This window comes from Cupriavidus sp. FW305-26 (assembly GCF_058787975.1).
In genome coordinates this window covers 1-18,290 of record NZ_JBYTAH010000001.1, presented here as the reverse complement: position 1 = coordinate 18,290, position 18,290 = coordinate 1, and the positions used below count along the sequence as shown (strand labels likewise).

Below are 18,290 nucleotides of genomic sequence, written 5' to 3'. Positions count from 1 at the left end.
CTTAGGCGGCCGCGCTCATCGGCGGCTGTGGCCCCAGCGGCGTCAATCCGCCGGGCGTCAATTGCAAGACGCGATCCGCCGTCGCCGCAGCCACTGCCGAATGCGTGACGATAATCGCGGCCGTGCCGTTTGCGTTGACCAGTTTGCGCAGCAGGCTCAGCACCCGCGCGGCCGTCTCGTGATCAAGGTTGCCAGTCGGCTCATCCGCCAGCAGCAGCATTGGACGGTGTACCAGGGCACGCGCAATCGCCACCCGCTGCAACTCCCCGCCGGAAAGCTCGCGCGGCAGACTGTCCTCGCGCCCCTCAAGCCCAACCGCGGCGAGCATCTCGGCAACGCGCGCCGACGCCCCTTTTTGCTCGAGGCCGTTCAACAGCAGCGGCAGCGCCACGTTCTGCGCCGCGCTCAAATTCGGCAGCACGTGGAAGGCCTGGAACACGAACCCCAGCTTGCGACGCCTGAGCAAGGTTGCGGCATCGTCGTCCAGCTTGCCCAGATCCTGTCCGTCGAACTGGATGCGGCCACTGTCGGGCCGATCCAGACCGGCGATCAGGTGGAGCAGCGTTGACTTGCCCACGCCCGATTCGCCCATGACGGCGACAAATTCGCCGGCGTCCAGCGCAAGACTGACTCCGCGGAGAACCGTGCGCGGTCGGGCGCCGTTGTATGTCTTGGAGACATCTGTAAGGGTCAGCACAATGTCGTCAACCTCGCGTGGCGTGCCTCTCCGTCAAGGCTGTGACGGGAGAGCGGGCACAAGCCATTCTGCCACCGTTGAAGTGCATGGACTTGTCGAAGAAGGCCGCTAGAAGTCGGACGATTCCCACTGGGAACGGTGCAGCCACTTTGCCATTTCCTGACGCTGGTTCGCTTCGCAGCCGATCGGGGGGATTTCGACTGACGCAGTGGCAGGCCCGTTCCATTGATCCGTTCACTGGCTATCCTTCTGCTTGTGCGGCTCGTGTAGATGCGGCACATTTGTTTCCGTCACTGTCTGGGCGCCCATCCAGCTCCTTGTGGCGCCGCCGGGGGCGGAAAGCTGGCGCAGTCCATGCGCAAGACGGCATGGATCATGCGGCCATTAGCGTGTGGCGTCTCGGTTCCCGGGTGAGATCCAGGCCGGAAATACACCCGCTGCGCCCATGGATGGCTCAGGGAATGAACCCGGCAGCTTCATCAACCGTGCTTCAGGTCACCGCCGGAACCACAGCATCGAGAGCCCGCACGCCACCCCCAGCAGCAGGACCGCTGCTGCCGAGAACAATGCACTGATCTCGGTTTCCTTGCGCTCGAGCGCGAAGCGCGCGCTGAGCTGGCGATACACCTGGCTCAGGTCCGCAGCCGAGCCAGCCTGAAAGTACTCGCCGTTCGTTATCGCCGCTACCGCCCGCAAGGCGGGTTCATCGAGCTGCATGTAGTAAGACAGGCCCGACTCTGCCGCGGCTCCGCCCTGCGACGTACCGAAGCCCACCGTATAGACGCGCACGCCGCGCTGGGCGGCCATGCGCGCAGCGTCCAGCGGGTCCGGGCCGGTGGTGCGGCGGCCATCGCTGAGCAGGATTACCGCACCGTGCCGATACGAGCCGGGCTGCGCCGCCGGCCGTTCCTGTTCGCGCTTGCGGACGGCGTCCGCCGCCGCGGCCTCTGTCAGCGATCTGCCGCCGGGACCGGGTGCGAGCGACTCGCCGCTGAAAAGGATGGCTTCCAGGTCGATGCCATCGTCGGGGAACAACACTGCCAGCGCCTGGATCAGCCCGCTGCCGGTCGCCGTGCCGAGCTGGAGCTGGAAGCGATCGATTGCGTCGAGCATGTCCTGCCGGTTGTCGGTGGGGGGCAGCACCACGGTCGCGGTGGCGGCAAAAGAGACCATGCCCAGGCGCACGCTGGCCGGCAGCCCGACGATGAGATCCCGGGCAGCCTGCTTGGATGCGCCGATCCGGGTTGGTGCAACGTCGGTCGCCGCCATGCTGCGGGAGGTGTCCATGGCCAGCACCAGGGTGATGGTGTCGGACGGCAGCGTGATCGTCGCCGTAGGACGGGCGCAAGCCAGCAGGGCCACGCCCAGCGCGAGCAGGAAGAGCAGTGGCGGAATGTGACGCCGCAGCCGCTGACCGGGACCCAGGGCGGCGCGCGGCAGCGCAAGGCTGGCATACAACAGCGCGATTTTCTTGCGCCGCGCAATCAGGTACAGGTAAGCGGCTGCCAGCAGGGGCAGCGCAAGCAACAGCCAGAGCATTTGCGGCCAGAGAAACTGCATGCACCTGCTCCTTGGCGCGTGGGTAAGACGATGGTACTGTATTTTTCACGGCGGGACGGGACCTCGGGAGCGGCAATGAGACGGGTAACGATCTACGGATGGGTCTCGGCAGCGGTGGCGCTGGTGCTCGCGGCGGTCGTTGGCTCTGCCTGGCTGTTGCAGCCGACGCCGCGCGTCCTCAAGCAAGCCGACATCGACTCCGCCGTGCTGCACACGCTGGAAACCAAGCGCCTGCCTTCGCGCACAGCCAGGGCGGCAGAGGCGGTTCGCGAGTCGGTGGTGGAAGTTCGCAGCTATGCGCCAGCCGAAAAGGCTGCGGACAAGCCGAAGAAAGCGGCATCCGCCCCACACGCCAAGCGTGATCCCCCTGCCACACGCCGCAAGGCACCTCCCGAATCGGCTCCGCTATCCCCGCCGCCTTCGGGCGATGAACTCGCAAAAGGCGACCCACCGGGCAGCAAGGGCGAGTCCGGCGGCAAGCGCACAGCCCGCCACATCGGTTCGGGGGTGGTCGTGACCGAAAGCGGCACCATTCTCACCAGCTACCACGTCGTCGCCGACGCCCTGCGCCTGGAGGTCAGGTTCCACGACGGCCACACGGCCGAGGCCTCGGTTGTGCAGGCGTTCCCGGAGAAAGACCTAGCGGTGATCCGGCCCAGTTCCATCCCCGACGACCTGCCGCCGGCGACGCTCGGTTCCAGCCGGAACCTCGCGCCCGGCACTGAAGTCGTCGCGGTCGGCTTTCCGTTCGGCATCGGCCCGTCGGTGTCTGCCGGCGTGGTGTCGGGGCTCGACCGCAGGTTCGTCTTGCCGGACGGCAAGCGGGACCTGGACAAGCTCATCCAGTTCGACGCCGCCGCCAATCCGGGCAACTCCGGCGGACCGCTGGTGAATCTGGATGGCGAGGTGGTAGGGATCGTCACCGCCATCCTCAACCCCAACCAGAGCGGCACTTTCCTCGGCATCGGCTTTGCTGTCACGATCGAAAGCGCCGGCGCTTCCATCGGATCCTCTCCTTTCTAATCGCGGGGGCCTATGAACGACCAAACCCGGGGCGCAGTGGACAGCGCCGAACTGATGGAACGCCTGCTGTATGAGGTGAAGCGCGTGGTGGTGGGGCAGGACCACTTCCTCGAACGGGTGCTGGTGGCGATCCTTGCGGGTGGCCACCTGCTGGTGGAAGGCGTGCCGGGCCTGGCCAAGACGCTGACCGTCAAGACGCTGGCCAGGACCATGAGCGGCTCCTTCAAGCGCATCCAGTTCACGCCTGACCTGCTGCCGGCCGACCTGATTGGCACGCGCATGTATAACCAGGGCACGGGCGAGTTCTCCACCGTGCGGGGCCCGGTCTTCGCCAACCTGCTGCTGGCCGACGAGATCAACCGCGCGCCGGCCAAGGTGCAGAGCGCCTTGCTGGAAGTGATGGAGGAGAAGCAGGTCACCATCGCCGGCGAGTCCCATCTGGTGCCCACGCCCTTCCTCGTCATGGCCACGCAGAACCCGATAGAAACGGAAGGCACCTACCCCTTGCCTGAGGCGCAGGTCGACCGTTTCCTGATGAAGGTCCTGGTGGGCTATCCCAGCGAGGAGGAGGAGGCCGTCATCGTCAACCGTGTCACCGGCCCCAGCATCAGCGTGAGCCCCATCGCGACGCCGGAGCGCCTGGCAAGCCTGCAGGACGAATGCGGCAGGATCTATGTGGATCCGAGCCTGCTCCAGTATGCAGTGCGCGTGGTGGCGGCCACCCGCAAGCCGGGAGGCTACGGGCTGGAGGACCTGGATCGATACATAGCGTTCGGTGCCAGCCCCCGCGCCACCATCGGCCTGATCGAAGGCGCGCGCGCCCTGGCGTTCCTGCGCCGCCGGCACTATGCGCTGCCCGAAGACGTGGTCGATCTCGTGCCGGATGTCTTGCGCCACCGCCTGGTGCTCTCGTACGAGGCCATGTCCGACGGCGTGACTGCCGACCAGCTCGTCACCCGCATCCTGCAGGCGCTGCCGGTCCCGGAGCGCCCATTGGAATCCCATGTTCGGGCGCCTGCGCAATAGGCGGCGCCGGAGCGGCCCGGAGGCCGCACCCGGCAGCATGCCCGCCGGCACGGCGCTGGCCAGCGTCGACGCAAGGCAGACCGAGGCCTTGCTGCGCCGCCTGGAATGGACCGTGGTGCGCCGCCTCGATGGCCTGCTGCAGGGCGACTACCGCACGCTGTTCCGCGGCTTTGGGCTGGATCTTGCCGACCTGCGCGAATACCGTCCCGGCGACGACGTGCGGCACATCGACTGGAACGTGACAGCACGGCTGCAAACACCGCACGTGCGTGAGTACCAGGAAGACCGGGAGGTCTCCGTCTGGTTCCTGCTGGACCTGAGCGGATCGGTCGGTTTCGGTTCCGGCAGCGTGAGCAAGCGTGACCTGCTGAGCGACTTCACCACCGTCATGGCGCTGCTGCTGACGCGCTATGGCAACCGGGTCGGCGCCCTGCTCTACGGCGGGGCCACAGACGCGGGCGCGTCGGTGGTGCCGGCGCGCTCGGGGCGCCGGCACCTGCTGCACCTGCTCGACCGCATGCATGGCACACCGGCCGCGTCGCCGGGCGACACCCGCTTGCGCGACCTGCTGGAGCGCGCACGGGCGGTCGCGAAACATCGATCGGTGCTGTTCGTGGTCTCCGACTTCATCAGCGCCCCGGGCTGGCAGGCATCGCTCCAAATGCTGGCCCGGCGCCATGAGGTCGTCGCCGTGCGGCTGGTCGACCCGCTGGAGATGGCCTTGCCCGACCTGGGCCTGGTCGTGCTGCAGGATGCCGAAACCGCCGAGCAGATGTTCGTCGACACGCACGACCCGGCCTTCCGCAAACGCTTCGCCGCCGCCGCCCAGGCGCGCGAGGACGAATTGCGCCTGGCCTTCACCCAGGCCGGCGTGGCGTGCCTGACGCTGTCGACCTACGCCCGCCTGGACCTGGCCCTGCTGCACTTCACCCGCCGGCGCCGCCACCGTCAAGGTGCCGCCGCAACAGCAAAGCAGGAGAGCGGGCCCAAGGAGGCAGCATGACCGATGCCATAAGCCGGCTACCCGTCTTCAGCTTCCTGTGGCCAGGCATGCTGTGGCTGCTCACGCTCGTCCTCGTGCTGTCCGCTGGCTACGTATGGCTCGACAGGCGCCGGCGCCACGCCACGGTGCACTATCCCACCCTGAAATCCGTCGGCGTTGCCATCAGGGGCGGTGCGACCTTGCGCCGCCACGTGCCGCCCATGCTGCTCCTGCTGGCCCTGGCCGCGCTGACCTTCGCCATCGCCCGACCCCAGGCAGTGATGATGCTGCCCTCGCACATCGAGACCGTGGTCGTGGTCATCGATCTGTCCGGCAGCATGCGCGCGCAGGATATCCAGCCCAGCCGCATCCGCGCCGCCCAGCAAGCGGCCAAGGTTCTACTCGACACACTGCCCGCGGGCGTCAGCGCGGGAGTAGTCGCGATGGCCGGCACCGCCGCCGTGGCACAGGCGCCCAGCCGCAGCAAGGATGCCGCGGCCACGGCGATCGACCGCCTCAAGCCGCAAGGCGGCACCGCGCTGGGCAATGGCCTGCTCATCGCGCTGACGACGCTGCTGCCGCAGACGGCTGGTGACGCCGAGCGCCTCATGAACGGCGACACCACGCCGCTGCAAAAGCCGGACGCATCCCACAGCGGCGAAGCCGTGACGCCCGGCTCTTATCCCTCCGGGGCGATCGTCCTGTTTTCCGACGGTGAAAGCAACACCGGCCCGGCCGCGACGCAGGCGGCGCAGCTTGCCGCGGCGCACGGCGTGCGCGTTTATACCGTCGGGGTTGGCACGACCGACGGTGTGGTGCTCTCGGTCGATGGCTGGTCGGCGCGCGTCAGGCTGGATGAGAAGGTATTGAAGGAAGTCGCCAATGCGACAGGGGCAGAGTATTTCCCGCTTGCGGATGCCGCGCAACTGAAGAGGGTGTACCGGGCGCTCAATATGCGGCTGACGTTTGGCAAGCGCGAACAGGTTGAAATTACTGCGTTCTTCGCCGCGCTGGGGGCGTTGCTGGCCACGTGTGCAGGGCTGCTGTCGTTGTGGTGGTTCGGGCGCGTGATGTAGGCAGGGACTGGCTCTGGCGGAGGAAACAAATCACTGGCCTAGCGAAGATGTGGCGGACCTTCTCGTAGCAGGAAGTTCCACATACGATCGGCCGGTCGACGCTCCAGCTTGTGCACGTAGGCAAGACTATGCCCGCGGTCCTGATCCCGCAGGGACTTCCCGACGATCACTTCAAACCAGCCATCCTGGCGGCGCCCCGTCGAAGGCCGCCGCCGTCAATGCCGATCGCGTGGATCGGACCCGGCTCGGGGATTTCGGATGGGACCGATCGACAGTCGCCCGAACGTCCTGCGGTATTGCGGCTCACGGTGGAGTACCGCAAGACGCCCTCATCAGCTTTGCCGTAACGCCTGCCACGAATGCTGAACGTGTGCTGAGGTTCGTCGGCCCAGCCCATGACTACATGGATGACATTGTGCCATTGCCCGTGCTCGGGAACAACGCCCGCATATTAACACAACAGCTGTTGTGTTAATTCGAATTGCGAGTTATTGTTCGTCCATCGCGCCGGCCAGCGTCCATCACGAGGAATGAAGGAGACCGATCATGCTCACCACCCAATCCCAACGAGAGGCGTTTCGCAATGACGGCGCCGTACTTGTAGAAAACTGTCTTGACCCGGCGCAGCTCGCTCAGTGCTACGAGGCGTTCAAGTGGAACGTCGCCAATCCGGGTCCGTATCACTTCCGCTCGCTGGACGGCACGAGCCTGCAGACCCATATCGACAACGCCAATCCGGTCGTCAAGGACAAGCTTGACGATCTGGTCTCGACGCTGCCGTTCGGAAAGATATTCCAGGAGTTATGGGGATCGGAGCATGTCTGGTATTTCGCCGAGGAGGTGTTCGCCAAGGAAGGTGGCCAAAGCGGCCGCGGACCGTGGCATCAGGACACCGCCAACCTGCCCTGGGCCGGCAAGCACTGGGGCAACGCCTGGATCACCTTCCAGCCCATTCCAAAGGGGAATTCGCTGGAGATCGTTCGCGGCTCGCATCTCGGCATCCAGTACGACGGGGCCAGCTTCGCGAATGCCGATGACCCGACCGATCCGCTCTACGGCGACGGCACTCTGCCCCGCCTTCCGCATATCGACGAGGAACTTGCCAAAGATCCGAACGCCTGGGACGTGCTCTCCTGGGGCGTGACGCCCGGCGACGTCGTATTCCTGCATCCGCGTTCGCTGCACGGAGGAGCCGCCGTCGACGCCGACTGTCCGACCCGCCATACCCTGGTACTTCGATTCTTCGGTGACGACGCCACGTTCCGCGCCCTGCCGCTGTCGAACCCGCGCTATGCCCGTAACGGGCCCCTATTCAGCGAAGAAATGGCCAAGCTCAATGAAGGCGAGCCGTTCCGCTCGCCTGTCTTCCGCCAGATCGCCTGATATCGCCTTGGACGGAGAAGCAGCCATGAAACGACAAATGATCAATCCCGGCCTTGCACAGGCAAGGCACTACGACCAGCTTCATTTCTCGTCGGCGACCCGTGTCGGCGACATGATCTGGGTGTCCGGCCAGGTGGGGTTCGATCTGGCGACGGCCACGGTGGGACAGGGAATGGAAGCGCAGGCCCGACAGGCGTTTGAAAACCTGAAGACGGTCCTCGAAGCCGCGGGAGCCAGCATGGCCGATATCGTGGAGATCATGACTTTCCACACCGACTTGCGCGGCGACATCCATGAGTTTGTGAAGGTCAAGGATGAATACCTACCCGACCGCTATCCCTCGTGGACAGGCGTGGGCGTAAGCCAGCTGGCCCGCCCCGAGTTCCTCGTCGAGATACGCGCCATTGCGGTCGCCGGCTGCGGCGCCGGCTGACTGCCGGATGCCGCGGCCCCGTTTGCACACCGGGGTCGCGGCACACGATCCCAAAAGAAAAAAAGAACAGCGACAAAGCTGATGGAGACACCGACATGAATCGTCCCAATACGGTCGTCAGGCCGGATAAGCCATCCAGCATCCTGGCGAGGCTTGACCGCCTGCCGGTGATGGCTTCCCACTACGTCTGGGCCGCGCTGCTCGCGGCCAACCTGATGCTGGAGTATTACGACAACGCCATCTTTGCCTACGCCAGTCCAACGATCAAAGCCCATACCAATCTGAGCACGGAGCAGATCGGCCTCATCAGCAGCGCGTTTTTCATCGGGATGATTATCGGCGCGCTGGCGGGAGGAAGGCTGTCTGACAGGTGGGGACGACGCTCGGTTCTGGTATGGACCACAGTCCTGTACTCGCTGGGCGCGTTAGCGACCGCCTTCGCGCCTACCTACGAGACCATACTGGCCTCCCGCGTCGTCACGGGTATCGGCGTGCAGGCCGCCACATCGGTGCTGCTTGTCTATATCGCCGAGATGTTTCCCGGCAAGGCACGTGGCCGTTTCGTCTCCATCGTGACAATCGGGTTCGTGGTCTCCGGCATCGGAGCTGCGGCACTGGCAATGTTCTATCTGCCGCACAGCAGTACCGGTGCCTGGCGCAACCTGTTCCTTGCTGGCAGCGTCGGCTTGCTGATTGCGCCCCTGGCACGCGTCATCCTGCCCGAATCGGTGCGCTGGTGTGTGTCGCGCGGGCGGTCCGACCGCGCCGAACGCATCGTCAGCGAACTCGAAGCACGCGCACTGCGCCGCGGTCCGCTCGAGGAACCCGGAATTTCCGCAACTCAACAGAACGCCGCAGCACCAACGCTGCGCGACCTCATCAACGACAAGGCCGTTCTTCGAACCATAGCAGTTCTCACGCTTGGCTATTTCGGCGCCACCCTGGGCTACTACCTGTTCGGGCAGTGGGGCGTCTACTCGCTCGTGTACAGCCTCAAGTACTCCGAGGACGATGCGTATTTCATCCTGTTCCTGTGGAACGTGATCTATGGCATCACGCCGTTCGTCGCCATGCTGTTTCTCGACCGGTATGAACGCAAGTCCACCATCCTTGTCGTGTCCGTGCTCAGTGCACTGCCGTTGGTCATGCTCGGCATCTCGGCCACCAGCTGGGTGGTGATCGGTGCGGGGGGCCTCGCCTCCATCATCACCGGACTCGTCGTCAACGCGTACTACACCTACATCCCGGAGACGATTCCGACGCAGTTGCGCGCCCTGGGCAGCGGCATCGTGATTTCTGGCGGCCGGTTCGGCGGAGCGGCCGCCGGCGTCCTGGGCGCCGCGCTGTTCTCCGCAAACGGCATGGCGGGCGTAATGCTCGCCGCGGCAGCCTGCTACATCGTGTTCTCCATCCCCGTCGCCCTGTTCGGCCCGCGCACGACCAACCGCTCGCTGGAAGCCGTTACCGACGAAGGGCCCGGCGCTGCAAACGGCGTGCGTCAATCCACGGACACGCCCATGGCCGCCTGACACGGCATGTCCGAAAATTGCCGGGTGGTTGTGTCCCGACAGCATGGATCTCCAGACCAAGGAGCACGGCAACGTGACTGAAGACTTCAAGACATACCGAACACTGGGCGGCTGGATAGAAAAGCCAGCCGATCTGCAGCCACCGCTCGAGGGCCACACCAACGCCGATGTGGTCATCATCGGCGCCGGCTTCGCCGGCCTTTGCGCGGCGCTGGAGCTTGCCCGGCACCGCGTGAAGGTGGTCGTCCTCGAACGCGAATTCTGCGGCTATGGAGCGAGCAGCCGCAATGCGGGCTATCTCGCCGGCGGCCAGGGACTCAAGTACGACCGCTTCCTCAAGCGCGCAGGCCATGAGAAGGCAAGGCAGATCGTCCGCTTCTACGAGGACGGCGTCAGCTTCGCCGAAGGCAAGTTCGCCGAGCACGGGATAGACTGCGACTACAACCAGTCGGGACTGATCCGTGCCGGCATCGACCCCTCGCAGGAAGCCAGGGTGCGCGACGATATGCGCATCAGCGCCGAACTCGGATGCCCATCGGAGTATCTGGACCAGGCCGAGATGCGCGCACGCGGCATCCCGCCAGCGTTCCTGTTCGGCAGCTACGTGTCGAACGGCGGCACGCTCGATCCCGGCAAGTACGTCCTGGGGCTGCGGCGCGCGGCCCTGCGGGCGGGCGTGACGATCCACGAGAACACGCCGTTGCTGTCCTACACCGAAGGACCGACCGTCAAGGTGCGGACGCCGCGCGGCAGCGTCAGCGCGCCGGTCATGATCCTGGCCACCAACGCCTATACGCCCCAACTCGGCCCGCTGGCGGACAAGGTGGTGCCGTTGCGGCTCTCGGCAATCGAAACCGAACCGCTTTCACCCGTCCAGCTGGCAGCGCTTGGGTGGCATCGTCGCGAAGGCATCACGACCATGCACTGGGTCATGGAAAGCCATCGCCTGACGGCGCGCAACACGCTTGTCGTGACGACCAAGCGCTTGCGCTACCCGTTCGGCTCGCAGACGCCGGACGTGCCAGAGCACGGCCAGTATCGAGCGCTGCGGATGGCCCTGCACGACCGCTTTCCACCCCTGAAGGGGATCGCCATCCGGCGCTGCTGGAGCTGGTACATCAGCTATGCCGACGATGGCCTGCCGGTGATCGGCACCACCGGAGCGGATCGGAACATCTACTACGCGGCGGGATGTTCCGGCCACGGCGTCGGCACACAGGGCATGGTCGGACACATGCTGGCCGAGATGATCTGCGGTATCGAAAACCCGCTGCTTGCGATGCTGATGCAACACGTCCCCCCATTGACGCTGCCCGAGCCGCTGCGCTGGTTTGCTCTCAACGGCGCCCTGAAGGTCGCAAGCAGGCTCGATGAACGCTCGAACCGCAAGGCACGCGCCGCATGAAGGAGCGCCGGCGGCTGCTACGCGATTGCATCACAGCAGGGCCTTGCGAAACCCCTGCATCCCCCGAAACTCACTACGGATGTACTCATGACAGATCTGTACGATGTTGCCGTGATTGGCGCTGGCTTTGCGGGCGTTACTGCTGCACGGGACCTCAGCATGGCAGGCCATTCAGTGGTACTGCTCGAAGCGCGTGAACGGATTGGCGGCCGGACCTGGTGGGGAAAGGCCCTTGGCCTGCACCTCGATCTGGGCGGCACCTACGTGCACTGGACCCAGGCGCATGTGTGGCGCGAACTCAAGCGCTATGGCATCGGCCTGGCGACACCGATGCCGGTGACCAGAGCTTACTGGTACGCCGGCGGCGTGGTACACGTCGGGACGTGGGAGCAACTCCACCAACTGACCGCGCCGCTGGTCGCCCGCTTCTTTGCCGATGCCCGGATGCACTTTCCCCAGGTAGATGACCTGGCAGCCGCCGATGTCAGCGCGATCGACAGGCAGACCATCGGCGACCGGCTTGACGCGCTTGAACTCTCCGCGCACGACCGTGACCTGCTGGTCAACGCGATGTCCATCCTGGTTTGCTCCGAACACGAACAGGGGCTCGCGCAACTGCTGTTCTGGTGCGCGATCTGCTTCGGCAACTGGAGCGCGTTCAAGGAAATCGCCGGGCACTGGCCGATCGAGGGCGGCACCGGTCGCCTGATCGACGCCATGAGCGCCGAGTCGAAAGCCGAGTTGCGCCTTTCGACGCCGGTGGCCGCAGTCGATGACAATGGGCACGAGGTCATTGTGGCCACCCGCGATGGACAGCATATCCGGGCCCGGCGCGCCGTGGTGGCATTGCCGCTGAACATGCTGAGCGAGTTTTCCGTCACGCCTGCGCTGCCGCAACCCGTGCGCGCCATGATCGAACAAAAGAACCCGATCATGCCCAGCAAGATCTGGGTACGGGTCAGGGGCGAGATCGAGCCCTTCGTGATCTATGCGCCGGCGGGCAAGCATCCCATCAATACCGCCCATGCCGAACGCCGCGACGATGGCGATACGCTGGTGGTGTGCTTCTGCGCCGATCCCTCAACGCTGGACGGCAATGACCGCGAGGCAGTACAGCAGGCGCTGCGGGACTTTATTCCGGACATCGAAGTGGTGGACACCGTCTGCCAGGATTGGGCGAACGACCCGTTTTCCAAAGGCGGATGGATGCATCACCGCCCCGGCAATCTGACGCAGGCAGCTCCCTTGATGCGACGGCCCCACGGCCGCATCCATTTCGCAGGAGCGGACATAGCGCCGATCGGGGTTGGCGGCATCGACGGTGCCATCGAGACCGGCACCAGGGCTGCCGCTGACGTCGCTCGCGCCCTGGATGGCGCCCATCATCCCTGATCCGGTGCTACGCGCGCGCCGCCCGTCCGCCAGGCTTCTGCTCGCCTGGCACAGGCGCAACCAGCACCGCCAGGGCATCGATCAGCGCCCGCATTCGCTTTGGCGTGAATCGCTTGGGCTCGATGGGGTACATCATCATCCACCCGTCGCCCATGGCAACGAGCTGGTCGGTGAGGATGTCTGCCGAAATATCGTTGCGGACCGTCCCCCGTTCCTGAGCGTCCTTGACAATGGCGGCGAGCAAGCGGCGATAACGCGCGTAGCGCCTGGCGATGACTTCCGCAAACGCTGGCTCGTGTCGCCCCTGCGCCAGCAACTCCGATGTCGCCGGCCAGAACCTCGTGCTGCGGTCCGTCAGCCTGATCCAGCTTTCGAACGGCGCGAGGATGTCACCCCTTTCCCGGGCCGACTCCAGCATCGCGTCGAAACGGTCGAATGCGCTTTCCATCAGCGCCACCACCAGCTCTTCCTTGTTCGCGAAGTAATACGTCACCGCGCCAGTGGTGTAGCCCGCATGCTTGGCAACCTTGCGCAGCGATGCGTTGGCATATCCCTCCTGTGCAATCACCATTGATGCCGCGCGCAGCAGCTCCTTGCGCTTCGCTTCGCGGTCGCCGACCGGACGACCCCGGGTTGAGACCTGCTCGATATCGTCGTCGCTGTCCATTGTTCTGTTCTGTCTCTTGAAAATCTCGATAACTGGATGCCCACTGGTTAGCCGCCAGGAGCCTGATTTTACAGAATCGACGTTATGTTCTGATTCTAGCCTCTCCAGCGTTCTCGCCTCCAGCAACTCCCAGGTGCGGACCGTTCCATCCGGATCACGCAGCCTGCGTCCGCACACGCCAGCAAATGGCAACGCCTGTGCCCCTCTCCTTGCCGGGACCACGCAGGGAATACCCGACCTTTCTATTTAACATCACGCTCGTTATGCTAATTCAAGATTCGCGCGAATCGCCGGACAGGACTTCAGAAAGAGTGCGCGGCCGATGTCCTTGCATGCGGCCGCCAGGCAACTGACAAACATGGAGATTGTTGATGGATGCATTCAGGCATAATGCGTTGAGCAAGGATGGTGCCGTCGTCATGGAACAGCGCCGTGAGGAGAAACACCGAGTGCCGCGCAATGTGGCACGCAACTGGGGCACGACGCCTGTTATCGCACTGGCAGCACTTGGTGCCTTCGCAGGCGCGGCACATGCTCAGTCCTCCATCACGTTGTACGGTACGCTGGACACCAACCTTGAGATCGATACCAACTTCAAGAGCGCGGGCGGCGGCTCGGCCAATCGATACGCGCTGAACGGCGAAGGCCTGTCTGGTTCGCGTTGGGGTCTGCGCGGCGTGGAGGATCTCGGCGGCGGCGTGAGCGGTGTCTTTGTGCTGGAAAGCGGCGTCGGCGGCGACGATGGCACCCTGCAGCAAGGCGGCCGCCTGTTTGGCCGGCAGGCATTCATCGGCCTGCAGAGCGCCACCTACGGCAAGATCACCTTCGGGCGCCAATACACCTCGATGCTCGAGGCACTGGCCAACTTCTCGCCGGCCGCCATGTCGAGCCTGTATGAACCCGTCATCGCCCAGATCGGACCGGTGTACCGCGAAGACAACACCGTCAAGTATTCCGGGACCTTCGGTCCGGTCAGCGTCGGGGCCCACTGGAGCTTTGGCACCGGCGGAAGCAGCGGCACCGTGGACCTCAGCCGCCTTGGCGGATCGGGAGAGGTTCCGGGCCAATTTCGCCGCGATACCGGCTATGGTGCCCGGGCGTCCTATACGGCAGGGCCGTTCAGCGCCACCGTGACCTATGACCAGGTGAACCCGAGCATCATCGGCAATAGCGGCTTCGCCAGTACCGGCACATTCAAGAAGGCCGCCGCAGCAGCCAGCTACGCCGTCGGGCCCGCGATCTTCATGAGTGGATACCGCTGGGGCATGTCGACTGCGCCGGGGCAGACACTGACGCGCGATAATCTGTACTGGGCTGGCGTCTACTACGAGATGACGCCTGCCCTGAGCCTGACGCTGGACTACTACTACCAGACCTTCCGGTCCTCGACCTTGCCGGCGCTGAGGCCTGCCGGCAATCCGAGGCAGCTGATGTTCATCGCCGACTACCACCTCTCCAAGCGTACGGACCTGTACCTGACCACCGCCTATGCGAAGAATGCCGGCCTGTGCCTGGACACCGCATCCATTGCGTTCAACAACGGCTATCAGCCGGGTGCTGGCAAGACCAGCATGTTCGGCGCCGCACTAGGTATCCGCCACAACTTCTGAGCGCGACGGATATCCTCAAACCGTTGCCGATGCCAACCCGATGCGATGCTGCTTCAGCAATCTGCATCGGGACATGGCGCGAGGGCCATCGCCGAAATGGCCTCCAAGGTATGTCACCTCATCCGATAGACGCCATCTTCACTCACCTCAACCCGCCCGTCAGCCAGCAGCTCCGCCAGATGCTGTGAAATCGTACGGGTCTCGGCGTTGACCACCCACAAGCCTTCATAACCCGGCGGATACAGCAGCCGCAGGTCGACCAGCTGCGCCAGTGTCTTTGGCGATTCGCGCAGCATGGCCATCAGGCGCTGTTCGCGCTCGTCCAGCTTGGCCACATAGGCAGCGAGATCACGCAGGAAGTGCTCGCGATCGGTGTAGACGCCCCGGTGATGGGACGTAACCCAAACCTTGGCCGGAATCTCGGGCAGCCGTGCCAGGCTGCGACGGAAGTCCGCCAGGCTGGACCCCGCGTCGCCATAGTAAGGCCCAAATCCAGTCAGGTCGATGTCGCCCGTGAACGCCACTCCCTCCGGTTCAACAAGAAGAACGGTGTGGCCCGCGGTGTGCCCTGGAAGGTGGAAAGCGCGAATGCCGGCCTGCCCCAGATCCCAGCACGCGCCGTCGACGTAGCCTTGCGCATCAGGCCGCGGCGCATAAAAGAATTCGCGCTGGAACTTGAGCAGCGTCTCCGATGCATACTCCGCATTGCCGAAAGCGGCGACCATGCCATCCCAGCTCCTTGCCGCTGGCAAATCCCGTTCGTGCACATATACCGATGCATACGGAAGACGATGCAAACCGGCCATATGATCCTCATGCACATGGCCCATCACCACCAGCTCGGTCGCGTCAAACTCGGGGCCGATGTAGTTCGCGACAAGCGGCGTGTCGAACGCCGCGCGAGTCTCCGAGCCTCGTATCAATACCTGATTTCCGTCGGGATACTTTCCGCTTTTCTCGCCGAAGAAGACCGAAACGCGCCCGAAATCCACGCGCTGGATGTTTCCCTGCATGTCGGAATTGCTAAAAGCTGTGCTCATGTCGATCATCCTCCCTGGCAGGCCGTTGCGATCTTCCTGCGGCCGAGGCGTTCCAGGAGCGGTCAGGCGCTACGCAACTCTGTTTTCAGTCTATTTATAATAACATCTGTCATAAAAATAGAGTGCCTGCAAACACAGACCGTATGATATTTTGGGATGGCTGTCTTAGAGCGGACGTGGCTGCCTTCGCCCAGTGGCTTGCACCACCTCCTCCCGGTCTTCGTCGGGATCAGTCCGTTGCTTTGAGCATATCCTCGACCACCTTCTTGGCGTCGCCGAACACCATCATGGTCTTGTCCATGTAGAACAGCTCGTTGTCCAGGCCGGCATAGCCGGCTGCCATCGAGCGCTTGTTGACGATGATGGTCTTGGCCTTGTACGCCTCCAGGATCGGCATCCCGGCGATCGGCGCCTTGGGATCGGTCTTGGCCGCGGGGTTGACCACGTCGTTGGCGCCCAGCACCAGCACCACGTCGGCCTGGCCGAACTCGCTGTTGATGTCTTCCATCTCGAAGACCTGGTCGTACGGCACCTCGGCCTCGGCCAGCAGCACGTTCATGTGACCCGGCATGCGGCCGGCCACCGGGTGGATCGCGTACTTGACGGTCACGCCCTTCTCGGCCAGCTTTTCGGTCAGTTCCTTCAGGGCGTGTTGCGCGCGCGCCACCGCCAGGCCGTAGCCGGGGACGATGATCACGGTCTCGGCGTTACCCATCAGGAAGGCGGCGTCGTCGGCCGAGCCGGACTTCACGTTGCGCTGCGCCTGCGCGCCGGCGGCCGCGCCAGCCGACGCATCGCCGCCGAAGCCGCCCAGGATCACGTTGAAGAACGAGCGATTCATCGCCCGGCACATGATGTACGACAGGATCGCACCGGAGGAACCCACCAGCGAGCCCGCGATGATCAGCATCGGATTGTTCAGCGAGAAGCCGATGCCCGCCGCCGCCCAGCCCGAGTACGAATTCAGCATCGACACCACCACCGGCATGTCGGCGCCGCCGATCGGGATGATGATCAGCACGCCCAGCACGAAGGCGATCGCCAGCATGAGCAGGAACGGCATCCATGCCTGCGTCAGGAAGAACGCGATGCCGAAGCCCACCATCGCCACCGCCAGCAGCAGGTTCAGCCAGTGCTGGCCGGCAAACACCACCGGCGCGCCCTGGAACAGGCGGAACTTGTAGCGTCCGGCCAGCTTGCCGAAGGCGATCACCGAGCCCGAGAACGTGATGGCGCCGACGAAGCAGCCGATAAAGAGCTCGATGCGGTTGCCCAGCGGAATGTCATGCGAACCGGCAACCGTGATGCCGAAGGCAGCGGGCTCCGCAACGGCCGCCACCGAAATATACACGGCTGCCAGGCCGATCAGCGAGTGCATCGCTGCGACCAACTCAGGCATCTTGGTCATCTGCACCTTCTTCGCCACGTAGGCGCCGATGCCGCCGCCCACTACCAGCGCCGCCAGGATCAGCGCCAGGCCGGTGCCCGGCACGGACGGGTCCGCCCCGCCGGACAGCAGTTCGCTCTTCAGCTTGAAGATCAGCGCCACCGTGGTGAGCGCCGCCACCAACATGCCGGCCATGCCGAAGGTATTGCCGCGCCGCGCCGTGGTCGGGTGTGACAGCCCCTTGAGCGCCTGGATAAAGCACACAGACGCGCCCAGGTAGGACAGCGTCACCATATTCATCGACAGGCCATTCATTGCGCCACCTCCGCCAGTTCTCCGCCAGGCTGGCCCTTGGCTTCTGTCTGCGCCTTGGGTGCCTTCTTCCTGAACATCTCCAGCATGCGCTGCGTGACCAGGAAGCCGCCGAACACATTCACCGCCGCCAGCGCCACCGCCAGCGTGCCCATTGCGCGGCCAACGTAGCCTTCGGTCAGGCCCGCAGCCAGCATGGCGCCGACGATGATGATGGCCGAGATCGCATTGGTCACCGCCATCAGCGGCGTGTGCAGCGCGGGGGTCACCGTCCAGACCACGTGGTAGCCCACGTAGATCGCCAGTACAAAGATGATCAGGTTGATCACCGTGTGGCTAACCATTTCCATCGATATCTCCTTGAATGCCCGTTCAGCTGGCCAGCGCCAGTTCTTCGCGCCGCGTCATCAGGCAGGCCCCGACGATGTCGTCGTCGGTGTTGATCACGAGCTTGCCGTCCTTGTCGATCAGCAGCTTGAGGAAGTCGAGCACATTGCGCGCATACAGCGCCGAGGCGTCGGCCGCGACCATGCTGGCCAGGTTGGTGTGGCCGATGATGATGACGCCGTTGTGGTTGACCACTTCGTCGGCCACCGTCAGCGGGCAGTTGCCGCCCTGTGCCGCGGCCAGGTCCACCACCACCGAGCCGGGTTTCATCTGCGCCACGGTGGTTTCCTGCAGCAGCACCGGTGCCTTGCGGCCCGGGATCAGTGCGGTGGTGATGACGATGTCGGCCTGGACCGCGCGCTGGTGCACCAGCTCGGCCTG

16 protein-coding genes and 2 pseudogenes are annotated in these 18,290 nt (G+C 64.6%); 10 read left to right on the top strand and 8 right to left on the bottom strand.

Features of this window, described 5'->3' with window-relative positions; genetic code table 11:
- Position 1 precedes the first annotated feature (1 nt).
- Both AC3WQZ_RS00090 and AC3WQZ_RS00085 read right to left on the bottom strand, forming a co-directional pair.
- Positions 2-697 carry an ABC transporter ATP-binding protein gene (locus tag AC3WQZ_RS00090; RefSeq protein WP_011617337.1) on the bottom strand — a complete coding sequence of 232 codons (696 nt, stop codon included), beginning with the start codon at positions 695-697 and terminating at the stop codon, positions 2-4.
- A gap of 495 nt (positions 698-1,192) precedes the next feature.
- A complete protein-coding gene (locus tag AC3WQZ_RS00085; protein WP_492299728.1) occupies positions 1,193-2,257 on the bottom strand; it encodes a VWA domain-containing protein in 1,065 nt (354 codons plus the stop codon).
- A 75-nt stretch (positions 2,258-2,332) separates the two neighbouring features.
- Between AC3WQZ_RS00085 and AC3WQZ_RS00080 the strand changes: the two genes are divergently transcribed.
- From AC3WQZ_RS00080 to AC3WQZ_RS00065, 4 genes are read left to right on the top strand one after another with little or no spacing between them, the layout of a single operon-like run.
- Positions 2,333-3,280: a S1C family serine protease gene (locus tag AC3WQZ_RS00080; RefSeq protein WP_011617338.1), complete on the top strand. Its 948-nt coding sequence runs from the start codon at positions 2,333-2,335 to the stop codon at positions 3,278-3,280.
- Positions 3,281-3,292: 12 nt separating this feature from the next.
- The gene (locus AC3WQZ_RS00075) at positions 3,293-4,306 is read left to right on the top strand and encodes an AAA family ATPase (RefSeq protein WP_439669149.1); all 1,014 of its coding nucleotides are present in this window, start codon (positions 3,293-3,295) and stop codon (positions 4,304-4,306) included.
- Positions 4,284-5,309 (top strand): DUF58 domain-containing protein, encoded by a 1,026-nt coding sequence (locus AC3WQZ_RS00070; RefSeq protein WP_492299727.1) that lies wholly within the window; start codon positions 4,284-4,286, stop codon positions 5,307-5,309. The genes AC3WQZ_RS00075 and AC3WQZ_RS00070 overlap by 23 nt, the downstream gene beginning before the upstream one ends.
- The gene (locus AC3WQZ_RS00065; protein ID WP_010814600.1) at positions 5,306-6,364 is read left to right on the top strand and encodes a VWA domain-containing protein; all 1,059 of its coding nucleotides are present in this window, start codon (positions 5,306-5,308) and stop codon (positions 6,362-6,364) included. The genes AC3WQZ_RS00070 and AC3WQZ_RS00065 overlap by 4 nt, the downstream gene beginning before the upstream one ends.
- Before the next feature lie 56 nt (positions 6,365-6,420).
- Here AC3WQZ_RS00065 and AC3WQZ_RS00060 read toward each other — a convergent pair.
- Positions 6,421-6,617 (bottom strand): annotated as a pseudogene (locus AC3WQZ_RS00060) (ISKra4-like element ISBte1 family transposase); the annotation flags it as partial.
- 293 nt (positions 6,618-6,910) lie between these two features.
- Here AC3WQZ_RS00060 and AC3WQZ_RS00055 point away from each other — a divergent pair.
- The 5 genes from AC3WQZ_RS00055 to AC3WQZ_RS00035 all read left to right on the top strand — a co-directional run bounded on the left by AC3WQZ_RS00055 (position 6,911) and on the right by AC3WQZ_RS00035 (position 12,506).
- On the top strand, positions 6,911-7,747 hold the full coding sequence (locus AC3WQZ_RS00055) for a phytanoyl-CoA dioxygenase family protein (protein ID WP_058696828.1): 837 nt from the start codon (positions 6,911-6,913) through the stop codon (positions 7,745-7,747).
- A 25-nt stretch (positions 7,748-7,772) separates the two neighbouring features.
- Entirely contained in the window at positions 7,773-8,180 is a 408-nt protein-coding gene (locus AC3WQZ_RS00050) for a RidA family protein (protein WP_011614750.1), read from the top strand.
- Positions 8,181-8,275: 95 nt separating this feature from the next.
- Positions 8,276-9,709 (top strand): MFS transporter, encoded by a 1,434-nt coding sequence (locus AC3WQZ_RS00045; RefSeq protein ID WP_058696830.1) that lies wholly within the window; start codon positions 8,276-8,278, stop codon positions 9,707-9,709.
- Between the two features lie 43 nt (positions 9,710-9,752).
- On the top strand, positions 9,753-11,114 hold the full coding sequence (locus AC3WQZ_RS00040; protein ID WP_058696831.1) for an NAD(P)/FAD-dependent oxidoreductase: 1,362 nt from the start codon (positions 9,753-9,755) through the stop codon (positions 11,112-11,114).
- Between the two features lie 87 nt (positions 11,115-11,201).
- Complete coding sequence (locus AC3WQZ_RS00035; RefSeq protein ID WP_010814605.1) at positions 11,202-12,506, top strand: flavin monoamine oxidase family protein; 1,305 nt, start codon at positions 11,202-11,204, stop codon at positions 12,504-12,506.
- Between the two features lie 7 nt (positions 12,507-12,513).
- Here AC3WQZ_RS00035 and AC3WQZ_RS00030 read toward each other — a convergent pair whose 3' ends face one another.
- Positions 12,514-13,173, bottom strand: a complete 660-nt coding sequence (locus AC3WQZ_RS00030) for a TetR/AcrR family transcriptional regulator (protein WP_010814606.1) — start codon at positions 13,171-13,173, stop codon at positions 12,514-12,516.
- Positions 13,174-13,544: 371 nt separating this feature from the next.
- Here AC3WQZ_RS00030 and AC3WQZ_RS00025 point away from each other — a divergent pair, with 371 nt between their 5' ends.
- Entirely contained in the window at positions 13,545-14,783 is a 1,239-nt protein-coding gene (locus AC3WQZ_RS00025; RefSeq protein WP_081050157.1) for a porin, read from the top strand.
- Positions 14,784-14,896: 113 nt separating this feature from the next.
- Here the strand turns inward: AC3WQZ_RS00025 and AC3WQZ_RS00020 are convergent, their stop codons facing one another.
- The 4 genes and pseudogenes from AC3WQZ_RS00020 to AC3WQZ_RS00005 all read right to left on the bottom strand — a co-directional run.
- The gene (locus AC3WQZ_RS00020) at positions 14,897-15,823 is read right to left on the bottom strand and encodes an MBL fold metallo-hydrolase (protein ID WP_058696842.1); all 927 of its coding nucleotides are present in this window, start codon (positions 15,821-15,823) and stop codon (positions 14,897-14,899) included.
- Positions 15,824-16,052: 229 nt separating this feature from the next.
- On the bottom strand, positions 16,053-17,525 hold the full coding sequence (locus AC3WQZ_RS00015; protein ID WP_492299725.1) for an NAD(P)(+) transhydrogenase (Re/Si-specific) subunit beta: 1,473 nt from the start codon (positions 17,523-17,525) through the stop codon (positions 16,053-16,055).
- A complete protein-coding gene (locus AC3WQZ_RS00010) occupies positions 17,522-17,872 on the bottom strand; it encodes an NAD(P) transhydrogenase subunit alpha part 2 (RefSeq protein WP_058696833.1) in 351 nt (116 codons plus the stop codon). Before AC3WQZ_RS00010 ends, AC3WQZ_RS00015 begins: the two co-directional genes overlap by 4 nt.
- A gap of 22 nt (positions 17,873-17,894) precedes the next feature.
- Positions 17,895-18,290: pseudogene (locus tag AC3WQZ_RS00005) on the bottom strand (NAD(P)(+) transhydrogenase (Re/Si-specific) subunit alpha); the annotation flags it as partial.